The organism is Streptomyces sp. NPDC048192, assembly GCF_043202415.1.
Lineage (GTDB): Bacteria > Actinomycetota > Actinomycetes > Streptomycetales > Streptomycetaceae > Streptomyces.
On record NZ_JBIDAL010000007.1, the window covers coordinates 226,244 to 241,060 of the forward strand.

The window sequence follows — 14,817 nt, forward strand, 5'->3', positions numbered from 1 at the left end:
GGAGCCGAACCATGCTGCTCATCCCCTGCCCGTGGTGCGGGCCCCGTGACGAGGCCGAGTTCCACTACGGCGGCCAGGCCCACGTCCCCTACCCCGAGGACCCCGCCGCCCTCACCGACGAGGAGTGGGCGCGGTACCTGTTCTTCCGCGACAACCCCAAGGGCCCCTTCGCCGAGCGGTGGAGCCATGCGGCGGGCTGCCGCCGGTGGTTCAACGCGGTGCGGGACACGTCGACGAACGAGATCCTCGCCGTGTACAAGGTGGGGGAGCCGCGCCCGGAGACTGTCACTTCTCAGCCGAGGCCGGCAAATCCAGCCCGCCCGGGGGTGCCCCCTCTGGGGGAGTTTGAGGACAAGGCCCGTTCAGGCCCGACGGGGGTCCAGGGGGCGCAGCCCCCTGGCGGGGTCGAAGGGGCGCAGCCCCTGGAGGACGATGGGGGTCCCCGCGCTCGAGCGAAGCCGAGAGTGGGGGAGGGCAGGGGCGGAGGGGGCGAAGAAACCCAGCCTTTCCGCTGCCCCACCGGCGGACGCATCGACCGGGAAGAATCCCTCGCCTTCACCTTCGACGGCACCACGTACCAGGGTTACCGAGGCGACACCCTCGCCTCGGCCCTCCTGGCCAACGGGGTCATCGCGGCAGCGACGAGCATCAAGCTCGGCCGCCCGAGAGGCATCTTCTCCGCCGGCGTCGAAGAACCGAACGCGGTCGTCCAGATCGAGAAACCCTTCCCCGAGCCGATGCTCCCCGCGACGACCGTCGAGCTCTACGACGGCCTGGCCGCGAGCAGCCTCCCCGGTCAGGGCCGCCTCGCCACCGAACCCGACCCGGCCCGCTACGACGCCGTACACGCCCACTGCGACCTGCTTATCGTCGGCGCCGGCCCGGCCGGCCTCGCCGCCGCGGCAGCCGCAGCGAAGAGCGGCGCCCGCGTCGTCCTCGCCGACGATCAGCCCGAGCCCGGCGGCAGCCTCCTCGGCACCGGCGAACTCCTCGACTGGGTGGAGACGACCCGCGCACAGCTGGAAGCGGCCCCCGAGGTACGCGTCCTGCGCCGCACCACCGTCTTCGGGTACTACGACGACAACCACCTCCTCGCCGTCGAGCGCCGCACCAACCACCTCGGCGCCGAGGCCCCGGCGAACGTCTCCCGCGAGCGCGTCTGGCGGATCCGGGCCCGGCGCGTCGTCCTCGCCACCGGTGCCCACGAGCGTTCGCTGGCGTTCGGCGACAACGACCGCCCCGGAGTGATGCTGGCGTCCTCCGCGCGGACGTACCTCCACCGGTACGCCGTGCTGCCCGGCCGGCACGCGGTCGTGTTCACCACCAACGACAGCGCCTACGCCGCCGCGCTCGACCTGGCGGCCGCGGGCGTGGGCATCGCCGCGATCGTCGACACCCGCCCCGAGCCGGGCGAGTGGGCCGAGCGTGCCCGGTCCGCCGGGATCGACGTGCTCGCCGGCCACGCGGTCACCGGCACGGAGGGCGGGGACCGTCTCACCGCCGTGACGGTCATGCCGTACGGCGAGTCCACCGGCCGGCGGGAGTTCGCCGTCGACCTGCTGCTGGTCTCCGGCGGCTGGAACCCGGTCGCGCACCTGTTCAGCCAGGCGGGCGGAAAGCTCCGGCACGACGCCGCACTCGGCGCGTTCGTGCCCGACGGCTGCCGTCAGGCGGTGGAGGTCGCGGGCAGCGCGAACGGCGCCTCCGACCTGGCCACGGCCCTCGCACAGGGCGCGTCGGCCGGTGTCCGCGCGGCCGAGGCGGAGGGGTACACGGCCGAGGCTCCCGTCCTGCCGGCCGTGTCCGCGCAGCCGTACACCCCGCCGATGCAGGTCTTCACCGTCCCCGGCGACACCGGCGCCCCGCGGTTCGTCGACCTCCAGCGCGACGTCACGGTCGACGATCTGGCGCGGGCGACCGGCGCCGGCCTGCGCTCGGTGGAGCACACCAAGCGCTACACCACGGCCGGGACCGCGAACGACCAGGGCAAGACGGGCGGCGTCCTGGCGAGCGGCGTCGTCGCCGGACTCCTGGGCGTGGACATCTCGGCGCTCGGCCTGCCCACCTTCCGGCCGCCGTACACCCCGGTGTCCTTCGCCGCCCTCGCCGGCCGCGACCGCGGCGCGCTGAGCGATCCGGTCCGCACCACCGCCCTGCACACCTGGCACGTCGAGCACGGCGCCCTCTTCGAGAACGTCGGCCAGTGGAAGCGGCCCTGGTACTACCCGCGGGACGGCGAGGACATGGAGACGGCGGTGCTGCGCGAGTGCCGGGCGGCCCGCGAGGGCGTGGCCTTCATGGACGCCTCCACACTGGGCAAGATCGACGTCCAGGGTCCGGACGCCGCGCTCTTCCTCGACCGGCTCTACACCAACATGATGAGCACCCTGAAGGTGGGCATGATCCGCTACGGGGTGATGTGCCGCCTGGACGGGATGGTCTTCGACGACGGCACGGTCATCCGGCTCGACCGGGACCGGTTCCTGGTCACCACCACGACCGGCAACGCGGCGGCCGTCCTGGACTGGATGGAGGAGTGGCTGCAGACCGAGTGGCCCGAGCTGCGGGTCCACTGCACGTCGGTCACCGAGCAGTGGGCCACCGTGGCCCTGGTGGGTCCGAAGTCCCGCGCCGTCCTCGGCTCGGTCGCCCCTGAACTGGCGGTCTCCAACGAGGACTTCCCGTTCATGGCATGGCGGGACACGACGGTCGCGGGCATCGAGGCGCGGGTGTGCCGGATCAGCTTCTCCGGCGAACTCGCCTACGAGATCAACGTCTCGCCGTGGGACGCCCGCAGGCTGTGGGAAGCGCTGTACGAGGCCGGCGCCCCGTACGGCATCACCCCGTACGGCACCGAGACCATGCACGTCCTGCGCGCCGAGAAGGGCTACCCCATCGTCGGGCAGGACACCGACGGCACGGTCACCCCGCAGGACCTCGGCATGGGCTGGGCGGTGTCGAAGAAGAAGCCCGACTTCATCGGCAAGCGCTCCTACGCCCGCGCGGACACCGTCCGCCCCGACCGCAAGCACCTCGTCGGCCTCCTCCCCGAGGACCCGGCCGTCTTCCTCCCCGAGGGCACACACCTGGTCGCCGACAGCGAACTGCCCGCCCCGCCCGTCCCGATGCTCGGTCATGTCACCTCCAGCTACCGCAGCGCGGCGCTCGACCGGACCTTCGCGCTCGCCCTGGTCAAGGGCGGCCGGGACCGCATCGGCGAACGCCTCTACGCGCCCGTCGGCGACCGGCTGGTCCCGGTGACCGTCGCAAGCCCCGTCCTCTACGACCCCGAGGGAGCCCGCCGCGATGGCTGACACCGCCCCGATCCCGTGGCAGCGCAGCCCCCTGGCCGACGCCGCCCACCGCCTGGCCGCCGCGACGCGCTCCTGCCGGGGCGCGATCCGCCTGGTCGAACTCCCCTTCCTGGCCCAGGTGAACGTCCGTCTCGACGCCAAGGGCCCGGCGGCCGACGCCGTCGGACTCGCCCTGGGACTCCAACTGCCCCTGGAGCCCGACACGGTCGTGCACGCGGGGAACGTGACCGCGGTGTGGCTCGGCCCCGACGAATGGCTGGTGGTGGGCCGGCCCGGCACCGAGCGGGACCTGGAGGGCCGGATCCGCGCGGCGGCCGGTGACGAACCGGTCTCGGTCACCGACGTCTCCGCCCAGCGCACCACCCTGCTGGTGGCCGGACCTCGCGCCCGCGACCTGCTGGCCCACGGCTGCTCGCTGGACCTGCACCCACGTGCCTTCGGCCCCGGCCGGTGCGCGCAGACGACACTGGCCCGCACCCAGGTCGTCCTGGTGGCCCGCGACGAACCCAGGGCCGGTTTCTGGGTGCTGGTGCGCTCCTCGTTCGCCGGCTATCTGGCGGACTGGCTGCTGGACGCGGCCGTCGAATACCGGTGACCCCCACGCCTCCCGGCCGCCCGCGGCGGCGGCCGGGAGGCGGAGCCGGCCGCTCTCACCGACGCCTCAACAAGTCGTGGAGCAGCCGACGTTCATCCCACGGCCTACCGCAATCCCGGGCGGGCCCTGGCGACGGGCGGCGCACCGGTGACGAGACCCGCACCCGGTCCACGCCCGAAGCGCCGCCGAGCCCGCTGGGGAGCGTGTCAGCCGAGGTGGCCCATGCGATGGCTGATCTCCTCCGCGCCCTTGATCAGCAGCGGCGCCAGCTCGTGCATCCGCTGCTCGGTGAAGCGGTACGCCGGACCGGATGAGCTGAGGGCGGCGATGACCTCGCCGTGGTGGGCGCGGATCGGGGCGGCCATGGCGTGCAGCCCGGTCTCGAGCTCCTCCAGCGTCACCGCGTACCCGCGTTCCCGCGCCTCGGTCAGGTCCTTCTCCAGCCGCGCCCGTGTGGTCAGGGTGCGCTCGGTGTGCTTCCGCAGGCCCGAGGCCGCGATCACCTCGTCGCGCGCCTGCGCCGGCAGATGCGCCAGCAGGATCTTGCCGCTGGACGTGGCGTGCACCGGAGTGAGCTGGCCGACCCAGTTGTGGGTGCCGACGGCGCCCGGCCCGCGCACCTGACAGAGGTTGACGGCGTAATGCTCCTGCAGCACGGCGATGTTGACGGTCTCGCCGATCTCCTCGCTGAGCCGCTCGCACACCTCCCGGCCCTGCCGGGTGATGTCCAGGCGCCCGGTGACCGCTCCGGCCAGGCGCACGATGCCGAAACCGAGCCGGTACTTGCCGCGCTCGGTCGCCTGCTCGACCAGACCGCGCGCCTCCAGCGCCGCGAGCAGACGGAACGCGGTCGACTTGTGGACGTCGATCTCGGCGGCGACCTCGCTGACGCCCGCCTCTCCGCGCCGGGCGAGGATCTCCAGGACGCTGACGGCGCGGTCGACGGACTGCACTCCGCTCGCCGGACTCGTTGTTTCGCCATCTGCAGCGTAGTTGCTCATGGCGCAACTATACGCAGGGGGCGGGGTACGGCGAAGGGCCGCGGCGACGAAGTGACGGACCCTGTCCGCCGTCGGCGCCGGCCGGCCCCCTACCGTAGGGCGGCCTGTGCCTCAGCGGAAGACGACCGTGCAGTTGCCGTTGGTCAGCACACGGCTCTCGCTGTGCCACTGCACGGCGCGGGCGAGGACCCGGGCCTCCACGTCGCGTCCCATGGTGACCAGTTCGTCCGGCGTGTGGGAGTGGTCCACGCGTACGACGTCCTGCTCGATGATCGGGCCCTCGTCGAGGTCGGGCGTGACGTAGTGCGCCGTGGCCCCGACGAGCTTGACGCCGCGCCGGTGCGCCTGCTCGTACGGCCGGGCGCCCTTGAAGCTCGGCAGGAAGGAGTGGTGGATGTTGATGGCCCGGCCGTCGAGCCGCTTGCACAGGTCGTCGGAGAGGATCTGCATGTAGCGGGCGAGCACCACCAGGTCGATGTCGAGTTCGGCGACGAGCTCCAGCAGCCGGGCCTCCGCATCGGCCTTGGTGTCGCGGCTCACCGGGATGTGGTGGAACGGGATGCCGTAGTTCCGGGCCAGCGGCTCGAAGTCGCGGTGGTTGGAGACGATCGCCGGGACCTCGATGTTGAGCGAGCCGGTGGACCGGCGGAAGAGCAGGTCGTTCAGGCAGTGGCCGAACTTCGACACCATGATCAGGGTGCGGGTCGGGGTCGAGGCGTCGTGCAGCTGCCAGCTGATCCGGTACGCCTCGGCGACCGGGCCGAAGTCGGTGCGCAGCAGCTCCAGGGACGTGGCCGGATGGGTGACCTCGAAGTGCACCCGCATGAAGAAGCGGTCCTGCAGCCGGTCGTCGAACTGCTGGCTCTCGAGGATGTTGCCGGAATGGCTCACGAGGAAGCTGCTGACCGCGTGGACGATGCCTGACCGGTCGGGGCACGAGAGGGTGAGGACGAACTCGCGGCCGGACTGCGGGCGAGGGGACATGACATCCTCCGTAATGCGCGATGCGCAACGGTGAGAGTGATACGCAACATCGTCCGGTGTGGGCGGCGGCCGGTCAAGAGGCTTGCTCCCGCTGGAGCCCTCGACGGACTGTTCTCGACCGGCGTCAGCGCCGGCGCGCGGTCGGCTGCCTCTTGACACTGGTCACTCAGAGGCATGACAGTGTGACTGTTGCTCATGAAGAGTTCAGTATCGCTATATGCAACAGGAGGCAGGCGCCGGCACGTACCCGCGCCGCGTCCGGGTCCGATGCATTCCGAGGTGACCACGATGACGACGACCAGCCTTCCTCCCAGCCTGATCGCCACGCTGCCCGGGAAGCACTACACCGACCCCGAGGTCTTCGCCCTGGAGCAGGAGCGCGTCTTCGAGGCCATGTGGTTCTGTGTGGTCCGCGCCTCGGAACTGGCGCGGCCGGGCCGGTTCCGCACCTGCCGGGTGGGTCGTGAGAGCGTGCTGGTCTCCCGCTCCCGGGACGGCTCCGTCAAGGCGTTCCTGAACATCTGCCGGCACCGGGGCGCGAAGCTGTGCGCGGAGGAGTCCGGTGAGGTCAGGCGCGCCTTCCAGTGCCCCTACCACGCCTGGACCTACAACCTGGACGGAAAGCTGGTGGCGGCGCCGAACCTGACGTCGATGCCCGATGTCGACCGCACCGCGTACGGCCTGGTGAACGTCCATGTCCGCGAGTGGCTCGGCTATGTGTGGGTGTGCCTGGCGGAGAACCCGCCGTCCTTCGAACAGGACGTGATCGGCGCGGTGGCCGAACGGCTCGGCGACACCGGGTCGATCGAGAACTACGACGTCGACAACCTGCGGGTGGGCAGGCGGATCGTCTACGACGTGAAGGCCAACTGGAAGCTCATCATCGAGAACTTCATGGAGTGCTACCACTGCGCCACGATCCACCCCGAACTCACGGAGGTGCTCCCGGAGTTCGCCGACGGCTACGCGGCGCAGTACTACGTCGGCCACGGCGCCGAGTTCGGCGCGGAGGTCGAGGGCTTCACCGTCGACGGCGGCGAGGGTCTGGACCGCATCGCGGGCGTCACCCGGGACCAGGACCGCCGTTACTACGCGATCACCGTCAAGCCGCAGGTGTTCGTCAACCTGGTGCCGGACCACGTGATCTTCCACCGGATGTACCCGGTGGCCGTCGACCGCACGGTCGTCGAGTGCGACTGGCTGTACCTGCCGCACGTGGTGGAGGGCGGAAAGGACGTGGACCGCTCCGTCGAGCTGTTCCACCGGGTGAACCAGCAGGACTTCGACGCCTGCGAGCGCACCCAGCCGGGGATGAGCTCCCGGGCCTACGCCGAGGGCGGCGTCCTGGTGCCCAGCGAGCACCACATCGGCGCCTTCCACACCTGGCTGCGGGACCGGCTCGAGGCGCAGCCCGCCCGCTGAGCCACCCCCGGTACCGCCCGTCCCCCTGCCGCCAGGCCTTCCGGCAGGGGGACGGGTCCCGCCCCACACTCCCGTCGCCGGCCCACCCCGGCAGCCGACGACCCGCCCGCAGGGCGTGCCCGGCACACCCCGCCCGTCCCACGGAGTCACGGCGTGGCAATCAGCGTCTTCGACCTGTTCTCCATCGGCATCGGCCCGTCCAGCTCGCACACCGTGGGCCCGATGCGCGCGGCCGCGATGTTCGCCGCCCGGCTGAAGAGGGACGGCGTGCTGGCCCAGACCGCGTCGGTGCGGGCGGAGCTGTTCGGCTCCCTCGGCGCCACTGGGCACGGCCACGGCACCCCCAAGGCCGTCCTGCTCGGCCTGGAGGGCAACGAACCGCACACCGTCGACGGCACCCAGGCCGACCTGGACGTCGAGCGGATCCGCGGCACCGGCCGCATCCGCCTCCTCGGCGCCGAGATCGGCTCCGCCCACGAGATCGGCTTCGACGCCTCCACCCAGCTGGTCCTGCACCGCCGGCGGTCGCTGCCGTACCACGCCAACGGCATGACCCTGTTCGCGTACGACGCCGACGGCGTGCCGCTGCTGGAGAAGACGTACTACTCGGTCGGCGGTGGCTTCGTGGTCGACGAGGACGCCGTGGGCGCCGACCGGGTCAAGGCCGACGACACCGAGCTGCCCCACCCGTTCCGCACCGGTGACGAACTGCTGCGGCTCGCCCGCGAGTCCGGTCTGTCCGTCTCCGCGCTGATGCTGGAGAACGAGAAGGCCCGGCGCAGCGAGGAGGAGGTCCGTGCGGGCCTGCTGGCGATCTGGCGGGTCATGGAGGGCTGCGTCTCCCGCGGCCTGTCCCGCGAAGGCATCCTGCCCGGTGGCCTGAAGGTCCGCCGGCGTGCCGCGTCGGCGGCCCGGGCCCTGCGCGGCGAGGGCGACCCGGCGGGCCGCGCGATGGAGTGGGTCACCCTCTACGCGATGGCGGTGAACGAGGAGAACGCCGCCGGGGGCCGGGTCGTCACCGCCCCGACGAACGGCGCGGCCGACATCATCCCCGCGGTCCTCCACTACTACCTGCGCTTCGTCCCGGGCGCCGACGAGGACGGCGTGGTGAGGTTCCTGCTGGCCGCGGGCGCGATCGGGCTGCTCTTCAAGGAGAACGCATCCATCTCCGGCGCCGAGGTCGGCTGCCAGGGCGAGGTCGGCTCCGCCTGCTCCATGGCGGCGGGCGGCCTCGCCGAGGTGCTGGGCGGCAGCCCGGAACAGGTGGAGAACGCCGCCGAGATCGGCATGGAGCACAACCTCGGCCTGACCTGCGACCCGGTCGGCGGCCTGGTCCAGATCCCGTGCATCGAGCGCAACGGCATGGCCGCGGTGAAGGCCGTCACCGCGGCCCGCATGGCCCTGCGCGGCGACGGGCGGCACCACGTCTCCCTCGACAAGGTCATCAAGACGATGAAGGAGACCGGCGCCGACATGAAGGTCAAGTACAAGGAGACCGCCCGCGGCGGACTCGCCGTCAACGTCGTCGAGTGCTGAGGCGGCGGAGCGCGCACCGTTCTCCTCCTCGTCGCCGGGCGATCCCGGGGGAAGAGAGGGACGATGGAGGACGGAGGGAGGGCGCTTGCGGGGGTACGCGGGTGGAGTACAGCATCAGGTCGCGGGAGTGGTCATGAGCAAGTCGGCCCACGCCCGGCAGCGGGCGAAGACGCGGGGCTGCGGTTCCCGGTTGCCGTCGCGCCGGGCGGCGCGTACCCCCGCCGTGCGCAGGACCACGTCGGCGAACGGCGACTGGGTGCTGCTGCCCGGCGGCTCGTGGCGGCACGTCGAGACGATCCGCGTGCGCGGCCTGTTCGGCTGAGCGCACCCCGCGATGAGCCGGCCCCGCGGCCTCGCCGGAAGGGCCGGGCTTCACCCGGTCGCGTCGGGTCAGGAGCCGTCCCCGCCACGCGTCGCCGACTTCGAGTACGCGTCGTGCCAGGCCGCCTTCGCTCCGGAGTCGCCGATCCGGTAGACGTCCACCACGGCGCCCGCCGCCACGGCCAGCGAGAGCACGCCCACGACGATGCGCACGGGCAGCGCGGACCAGCGCAGGCCGCCGCCCGGCCCGGACTCCGTCTGCGTACGGCGCCCCGCCCACCACACGACGGCCGCCAGCACGAACAGGCCCAGGGCCCACGGCAGCAGCCCGTCGCCCAGCTCGGTGTGCCGGCGCACCAGGGCGTCGTCGGCCACGTGGCGTTCGAGCCACTCGCCGGCATGCGTGGTCAGCGGCACGCTCGCCAGGGCCACGAACGCCAGCAGCGGCAGCATCACCCCCAGCCGGCGGGCGGCCCGCGGCCACACGGCGGCGGCCACCAGGGCCAGCGCGGTGAGCGGTATCAGTACGACGACCACGTGGACCAGCAGGACATGGGCGGGCAGACCGTTGATCAAAGTCATTCGAGCGCTCCCGAGGGGGTTGGGGGCGCGCCAGACTGCCACAGCAAACTCTCAGTTGCCTCTGAGCCCGGTGAGACGCGGGAGACAACCGGCCACACGGGCGGGCGACGCCTCCTGGCCCAGGCCGGCGGGTCAGTGGCGGGATGCGGGTGGGTGCGAGGGCCGCGGTGACCGGTGCGGGTCGTCGGCGGGCAGCCAGGCGTCCGGGCCGTGGAGGCCGAGGTCTCCGGCGCCGTCGCGGAGGGCGTCGACGACGCCGAGGACCGCGGCACGGTCCTCGGCGGCGCGCCGGATCACCGACCAGGTCCAGTGGATCTCCGGCGCCACGACCGGGCGTCGTACCAGATCGGGCGGGAGCGGGGTGATCTGGCCCTTGGGGGAGTTGACGACCGGGCGGTCGCTGCGGCGGACGTGGTCGAAGAACGCGGGGCCGGTGACGCCGCCGTCGCTGATGTGCACCGCCCGGGCCCCCGTGTCCTCGGCCAGGCGCTCGGCGTAGAGGTTCCAGGACAGCCAGGACGTGGTGTCCGCGTCGACGAGAACGGCGGTGTCACGGGCGCGGACGGGCCCGGTGTCGTCACCGGTGGCGACGGCGTAGAGCCGGTCGGCGCCGATCAGCGTGGCGTGCAGCCCCAGCCGCTCGAGATCCGCGGCCGGGGCCCAGCACACCGCGAGGTCCAGACTGCCGTCGGCGACCCGGGCGGCCTGGGTGTGGGAGGGCGCTACCCAGGCGTCGAGGTGCACCCGGGCCACCGGCGAGGTGCGGGCCGTCAGGTCCGCCGGAAGCCAGTTGACGTAGCCGAGCCGTACCGGTTCGGAACCGGACAGCGCGCCGGCGCGGCTCTTCAGCTCCTCCGCCCGGGCCAGCAGGTCGCGCACCTGCGGGAGCAGGGCGGAGCCCGCCGCGGTGAGGGAGACCGACCGGCGGTCGCGGTCGAACAGGCGCACCCCGAGGTCGCGTTCCAGCGCCTTGATCTGCTGGGACAGGGACGGTCCGGCGATCAGGAGCCGCGCGGCGGCCCTGCCGAAGTTCAGCTCCTCGGCGACGGCGACGAAGTACCGGAGTTGGCGCAGCTCCACGGCCTTCATGCTACGGCCGGTAGGAGGCTCGGCCTACCAGCAGCGAGGAATCCGGTCGTGGCGCCCGCACCGGCGGCGGACGGACGATGACGCCACAGCCCGTCCACGGGCCGGCGACGGAGAACGGAGTACGCACATGAGGGACGGCCGGAGGGCTCCGACATGAGCGCACGACGACCGGGCGCCCCGGGCGACCGGAGCGGCGGACACCCTGCCTCGCCGTGGGGCCATGTCGCCCGAGCCGCGGCGGCGCTGGCCGCGGGCATGGGGGTCGGCCGCTTCGTGTACACCCCGATCCTGCCCCTGATGCACGCCCAGGCGGGGCTGACGGCGGGCACCGGCGCGAACCTGGCCACCGCCAACTACGCCGGCTATCTCCTGGGAGCGCTCGCGGGCATCGCGCTGCCGGCGCTGGTGCGCTCCGCCGCCGTGCTGCGCACCTCCCTGGCCGTACTGACCGGCAGCCTGGCCCTCATGCCGGCTGCCCGGGACACGTCGGTGTGGTTCGTGCTCCGGCTGTCGGCCGGGGTGGCCAGCGCGCTGATCTTCGTCATCGCCGTCAGCTCCCTTCTCGGCCATCTGCGCCGGCACCCCGCGCACCTGCCCGGCTGGGGGTTCGGCGGAGTCGGCGCCGGCATCGCGCTGTCCGGCCTGCTCGTCCTGGCGCTGCACTGGCTCGGCCCGCTCGCCGGCTGGCGCACCGCGTGGTACGCCTCGGCCGCCCTCGCCGCACTCCTGGGCGCCGCCTCCTGGAACCTGCGCCCCGAAGCGGCTCCGCCCGCGACCGCGGGCGGCCCGGCTTCCACGCCAGGAACAGGTGTGCACCGGTGGTTCACCGCCCTGTTCGTCTCCTACTCCCTGGAAGGCATCGGCTACATCGTGGCCGGCACCTTCCTGGTCTCCGCGATCGAGCAGAGTTCCCCCGGCTGGGCCGGCAGCGGGGCCTGGGTGCTGGTCGGGCTGGCCGCCGTGCCGTCCGCGGCGCTGTGGGCGTGGCTGGGGCGCCGCTGGTCCCGGCCCGGCCTGCTGCTGGCCGCGCTCGTGATCCAGGCGGCCGGCATCGCCCTGCCGGTCCTGATCGCCGGAGTGCCGGCCGCCCTGGTCTCGGCGGCCCTGTTCGGGGGCACGTTCATCGGCATCAGCACGCTCGCCCTCGCCACCGGAGCGCACCTGCGGGTGCCGCGCTCGGTGGCCCTGCTCACCGCCGGGTACTCCGTCGGCCAGATGCTGGGCCCGCCGGTGGTCACACCGCTCCTGCGGCACGGCTACCACCAGGCGCTCCTCCTCGCCGCCGCCGTGGTCCTGGCCGCCGCCGCGGCAGCCGCCGTGCTGCGGGCCGGTTTCCCGGGCCGCACGACGATGACGCACCGGACACCCCCGGAACCGACCGCACGCGTGCCCGGTGACGAGTCCGCCGGCTTCCCGGAGGCCGGGCGGGACCCGGGCCGGTAGGGCGGCACCGGGGAGCCGGGCAGCCCGCCCGTGCCCGGGCCGCGCGGTGGCCGGAGGCCCATCGCGTCCGGAGTTCCGGCGCGGAGCCGGACCCGCTCAGCAGGGTGCGCTGCCCGGGACCTGCTGTTCCGCCCAGATGGTCTTGCCCGTGGCGGTGTAGCGCGTGCCCCAGCGCTGGGCGAGCTGGGCGACGAGGAAGAGGCCGCGGCCGCCCTCGTCGGTGGTGCGGGCGCGGCGCAGATGGGGCGAGGTGTTGCTGGCGTCCTGCACCTCGCAGATCAGCGTCCGTTCACGGATCAGACGCAGGCCGATCGGTCCGCAGGCGTGCGTGATCGCGTTGGTGACCAGCTCGCTGACGATCAGTTCGGTGGTGAAGGCGATGTCCTCCAGTCCCCACGCGGCCAGCTGGCGGATGGCGTTGTCGCGTGCCTCGTGCACCGCACGGGGGTCGGCGGGCACCTCCCAGCTGGCCACATGGTCGGGGGCGAGCGCATGGGTCCGGGCGATGAGGAAGGCGACGTCGTCGTGCGGATGGTCCGGCAGGAGAATGCGGACCATCGTGTCGCAGATCTCCTCCAGCGGCCGGTCGGGGTGGGCGAGGGCGAAGCAGAGCCGCTCGAAGCCGACGTCGACATCGCGGTCCGACGCCTCGATCAGACCGTCGGTGTAGAGCGCGACGACACTGCCCTCCTCCAGTTCGATCTCGGCCGACTCGAAGGGCAGCCCGCCGAGCCCGAGCGGGGGACCGGCGGGGATGTCGGGCAGTTCGACCGGCTCGCTGAGGTGGGCGATGGCCGGAGCGGGGTGCCCGGCACGGGCCACGTTGAGTTTCCGCGAGATCGGGTCGTAGACCGCGTAGACGCAGGTCGCCCCGATCACCATCGGCCCGTTCTCGGCGGCCTCCGCCTCGTCGGAAAGGCGCAGGACGAGGTCGTCGACGTGGGCGAGGAGCTCGTCGGGCGGCAGGTCCATGTCGGCCAGCGTCTGTACGGCCGCACGCAGCCGGCCCATGCTGGCCGCGGCGTGGATGCCGTGTCCCACCACGTCCCCGACGACCAGGGCGATGCGGGCCCCGGACAGCGGGATGACGTCGAACCAGTCGCCGCCCACACCGGCCTCGGGGTCGGCCGGCAGATAGCGGTAGGCGACCTCGACGGCGCAGTGATCGGGCAGGTCGGGCGGCAGCAGACTGGTCTGCAGGGCGAGGGCGGCGTTGTGCTCGCGGACGAACCGGCGTGCGTTGTCCACGCACACCGCCGCGCGCGCCACCAGTTCCTCCACGAGCAGCAGGTCGTCCTCGTCGAAGGGGCCGGGGTTCTCCCAGCGCAGCAGCGTGACCACCCCCATGGTCGCGCCGCGCGCCCGCAGCGGCACCACCAGGTGGCTGTGCACACCCAGGCCGACGATCTTGGCCATGCGCTGCGGATCGTCCGCCAGCCACCACGTCGTCGGGTCCAGCACCGGATCCAGGATCGGCCGGCCGGTGGTCAGGCACCGCTGCTGCGGGGACTTGGCCGGATACGCGGAGGGCCCCCCGATGGGGACGATCGCCTCCGGCAGCTCCTCCCGGACCGACACGTGTGCCGCCCGCTGGAGGGGGCCGCCGGTGACCGGCCGGGGAGTGAGGTCCCGGGCCGCGAGGACGCCCTGGAAGAGGTCGATCGCCACGAAGTCGGCGAGCTGCGGCACCAGGACCTCGGCGAGTTCCTGCACCGTGCGGTCGAGGTCCAGGGTCGTACCGATGCGCTGCGCTGCCTCGTTGACGAGGGCGAGCCGCGCGCGGGCCCGGTCCTGGGCGGTGAAGTCGACGGCCGTGTGGCACACGCCGAGCGTCTTGCCGTCGAGGTCCTTCAGCGGGAAGGAGGAGCGGAGCCTGAGGTGACTCTGCGCGTTGCGCCGGGACCTGCCGTGCGGCGGCGGCACATGCTCGACCGTCGGCGTGCCCTGCCCCGAGATCAGCGCCTGGCGGGCCTGCCAGTCCACGGCCGACGGCACCTGTTCCGGGCCGGGGGGCGCCGTACGGGTGGCCGTCAGGCCGGCCGGCAGTCCCTCCATGGCGGCCAGCACCTGGTTCACCCACTGGAAGCGCAGCTCGGCGTCGAGGACCGCGATACCGATGGGCGACTCCTCCAGCAGGCCGCGCATCACCGCCTGGTCGAGCTGCCAGCGGCGTGCGTCGGCGGCGTCGCAGGCCACGGCGAGCCAGCCGGAGCCGTGCTCGGCGCTGAGCGGACACACCCGCAGGGCCAGCTCGACCGGGTGGCCTGCGCGGTGGCGTGCGGTGACCAGCCCTTCCCAGCCCTCCCCGAGCCGCCGGGCCGCCGCGAGCACGGAGGCGGGTGGACGCTCGCCGGCGAGCAGGGACGCCGCCGACCGCCCCAGCACGCCGGACGCCGGATACCCGAGGAGGTCCTCGGCCTTCCGGCTCCAGTAGCGGATCAGGCCGTGTACGTCCACGAGGGCGACGGCGGCAGTCGTGATGCCGAACGGATCGCCCCCGTGCCTGTCGGCCAGATCCCTGAGATCCATC

General features: G+C 73.0%; 11 protein-coding genes. 6 read left to right on the forward strand and 5 right to left on the reverse strand.

Features of this window, described 5'->3' with window-relative positions; translation table 11 throughout:
• Positions 1 to 11 precede the first annotated feature (11 nt).
• Together ACGFZN_RS16805 and ACGFZN_RS16810 are read left to right on the forward strand one after the other, a co-directional pair.
• On the forward strand, positions 12 to 3,314 hold the full coding sequence (locus ACGFZN_RS16805; protein WP_393859208.1) for a sarcosine oxidase subunit alpha family protein: 3,303 nt from the start codon (positions 12 to 14) through the stop codon (positions 3,312 to 3,314).
• Entirely contained in the window at positions 3,307 to 3,909 is a 603-nt protein-coding gene (locus ACGFZN_RS16810; protein WP_393859209.1) for a sarcosine oxidase subunit gamma, read from the forward strand. The genes ACGFZN_RS16805 and ACGFZN_RS16810 overlap by 8 nt, the downstream gene beginning before the upstream one ends.
• Positions 3,910 to 4,115: 206 nt before the next feature.
• Here the strand turns inward: ACGFZN_RS16810 and ACGFZN_RS16815 are convergent, their stop codons facing one another.
• Both ACGFZN_RS16815 and purU read right to left on the reverse strand, forming a co-directional pair.
• Complete coding sequence (locus tag ACGFZN_RS16815) at positions 4,116 to 4,910, reverse strand: IclR family transcriptional regulator (protein ID WP_393859210.1); 795 nt, start codon at positions 4,908 to 4,910, stop codon at positions 4,116 to 4,118.
• Positions 4,911 to 5,021: 111 nt separating this feature from the next.
• Positions 5,022 to 5,894: a formyltetrahydrofolate deformylase gene (purU, locus tag ACGFZN_RS16820; protein WP_393859211.1), complete on the reverse strand. Its 873-nt coding sequence runs from the start codon at positions 5,892 to 5,894 to the stop codon at positions 5,022 to 5,024.
• Between the two features lie 288 nt (positions 5,895 to 6,182).
• On the opposite strand from purU, the gene ACGFZN_RS16825 reads away from it, so the two are divergent.
• The 3 genes from ACGFZN_RS16825 (at position 6,183) to ACGFZN_RS16835 (ending at position 9,174) form a co-directional block, all read left to right on the forward strand.
• Positions 6,183 to 7,316: an aromatic ring-hydroxylating dioxygenase subunit alpha gene (locus tag ACGFZN_RS16825; RefSeq protein WP_393859212.1), complete on the forward strand. Its 1,134-nt coding sequence runs from the start codon at positions 6,183 to 6,185 to the stop codon at positions 7,314 to 7,316.
• A 153-nt stretch (positions 7,317 to 7,469) separates the two neighbouring features.
• Complete coding sequence (locus ACGFZN_RS16830) at positions 7,470 to 8,852, forward strand: L-serine ammonia-lyase (RefSeq protein WP_393859213.1); 1,383 nt, start codon at positions 7,470 to 7,472, stop codon at positions 8,850 to 8,852.
• A gap of 133 nt (positions 8,853 to 8,985) precedes the next feature.
• Positions 8,986 to 9,174 carry a hypothetical protein gene (locus ACGFZN_RS16835; RefSeq protein ID WP_393859214.1) on the forward strand — a complete coding sequence of 63 codons (189 nt, stop codon included), beginning with the start codon at positions 8,986 to 8,988 and terminating at the stop codon, positions 9,172 to 9,174.
• Between the two features lie 68 nt (positions 9,175 to 9,242).
• On the opposite strand, the gene ACGFZN_RS16840 is transcribed toward ACGFZN_RS16835, so the two are convergent.
• Positions 9,243 to 9,755 (reverse strand): DUF2231 domain-containing protein, encoded by a 513-nt coding sequence (locus tag ACGFZN_RS16840; protein WP_393859215.1) that lies wholly within the window; start codon positions 9,753 to 9,755, stop codon positions 9,243 to 9,245.
• A 132-nt stretch (positions 9,756 to 9,887) separates the two neighbouring features.
• Complete coding sequence (locus ACGFZN_RS16845) at positions 9,888 to 10,844, reverse strand: LysR family transcriptional regulator (protein ID WP_393859216.1); 957 nt, start codon at positions 10,842 to 10,844, stop codon at positions 9,888 to 9,890.
• Positions 10,845 to 10,997: 153 nt separating this feature from the next.
• Here ACGFZN_RS16845 and ACGFZN_RS16850 point away from each other — a divergent pair, with 153 nt between their 5' ends.
• Entirely contained in the window at positions 10,998 to 12,287 is a 1,290-nt protein-coding gene (locus ACGFZN_RS16850; protein WP_393859217.1) for a YbfB/YjiJ family MFS transporter, read from the forward strand.
• Positions 12,288 to 12,383: 96 nt separating this feature from the next.
• Here the strand turns inward: ACGFZN_RS16850 and ACGFZN_RS16855 are convergent, their stop codons facing one another.
• Positions 12,384 to 14,816: a SpoIIE family protein phosphatase gene (locus tag ACGFZN_RS16855; RefSeq protein ID WP_393859218.1), complete on the reverse strand. Its 2,433-nt coding sequence runs from the start codon at positions 14,814 to 14,816 to the stop codon at positions 12,384 to 12,386.
• Between the last annotated feature and the right edge of the window lies 1 nt (position 14,817).

Bases quoted from the DNA above. Each gene is read 5' to 3' on its own strand.
- ACGFZN_RS16805 (WP_393859208.1), top strand. From the start codon at position 12: ATGCTGCTCATCCCCTGCCCGTGGTGCGGGCCCCGTGACGAGGCCGAG.
- ACGFZN_RS16810 (WP_393859209.1), top strand. From the start codon at position 3,307: ATGGCTGACACCGCCCCGATCCCGTGGCAGCGCAGCCCCCTGGCCGAC.
- ACGFZN_RS16815 (WP_393859210.1), bottom strand. From the start codon at position 4,910: ATGAGCAACTACGCTGCAGATGGCGAAACAACGAGTCCGGCGAGCGGA.
- purU (WP_393859211.1), bottom strand. From the start codon at position 5,894: ATGTCCCCTCGCCCGCAGTCCGGCCGCGAGTTCGTCCTCACCCTCTCG.
- ACGFZN_RS16825 (WP_393859212.1), top strand. From the start codon at position 6,183: ATGACGACGACCAGCCTTCCTCCCAGCCTGATCGCCACGCTGCCCGGG.
- ACGFZN_RS16835 (WP_393859214.1), top strand. From the start codon at position 8,986: ATGAGCAAGTCGGCCCACGCCCGGCAGCGGGCGAAGACGCGGGGCTGC.
- ACGFZN_RS16840 (WP_393859215.1), bottom strand. From the start codon at position 9,755: ATGACTTTGATCAACGGTCTGCCCGCCCATGTCCTGCTGGTCCACGTG.
- ACGFZN_RS16845 (WP_393859216.1), bottom strand. From the start codon at position 10,844: ATGAAGGCCGTGGAGCTGCGCCAACTCCGGTACTTCGTCGCCGTCGCC.
- ACGFZN_RS16850 (WP_393859217.1), top strand. From the start codon at position 10,998: ATGAGCGCACGACGACCGGGCGCCCCGGGCGACCGGAGCGGCGGACAC.
- ACGFZN_RS16855 (WP_393859218.1), bottom strand. From the start codon at position 14,816: ATGGATCTCAGGGATCTGGCCGACAGGCACGGGGGCGATCCGTTCGGC.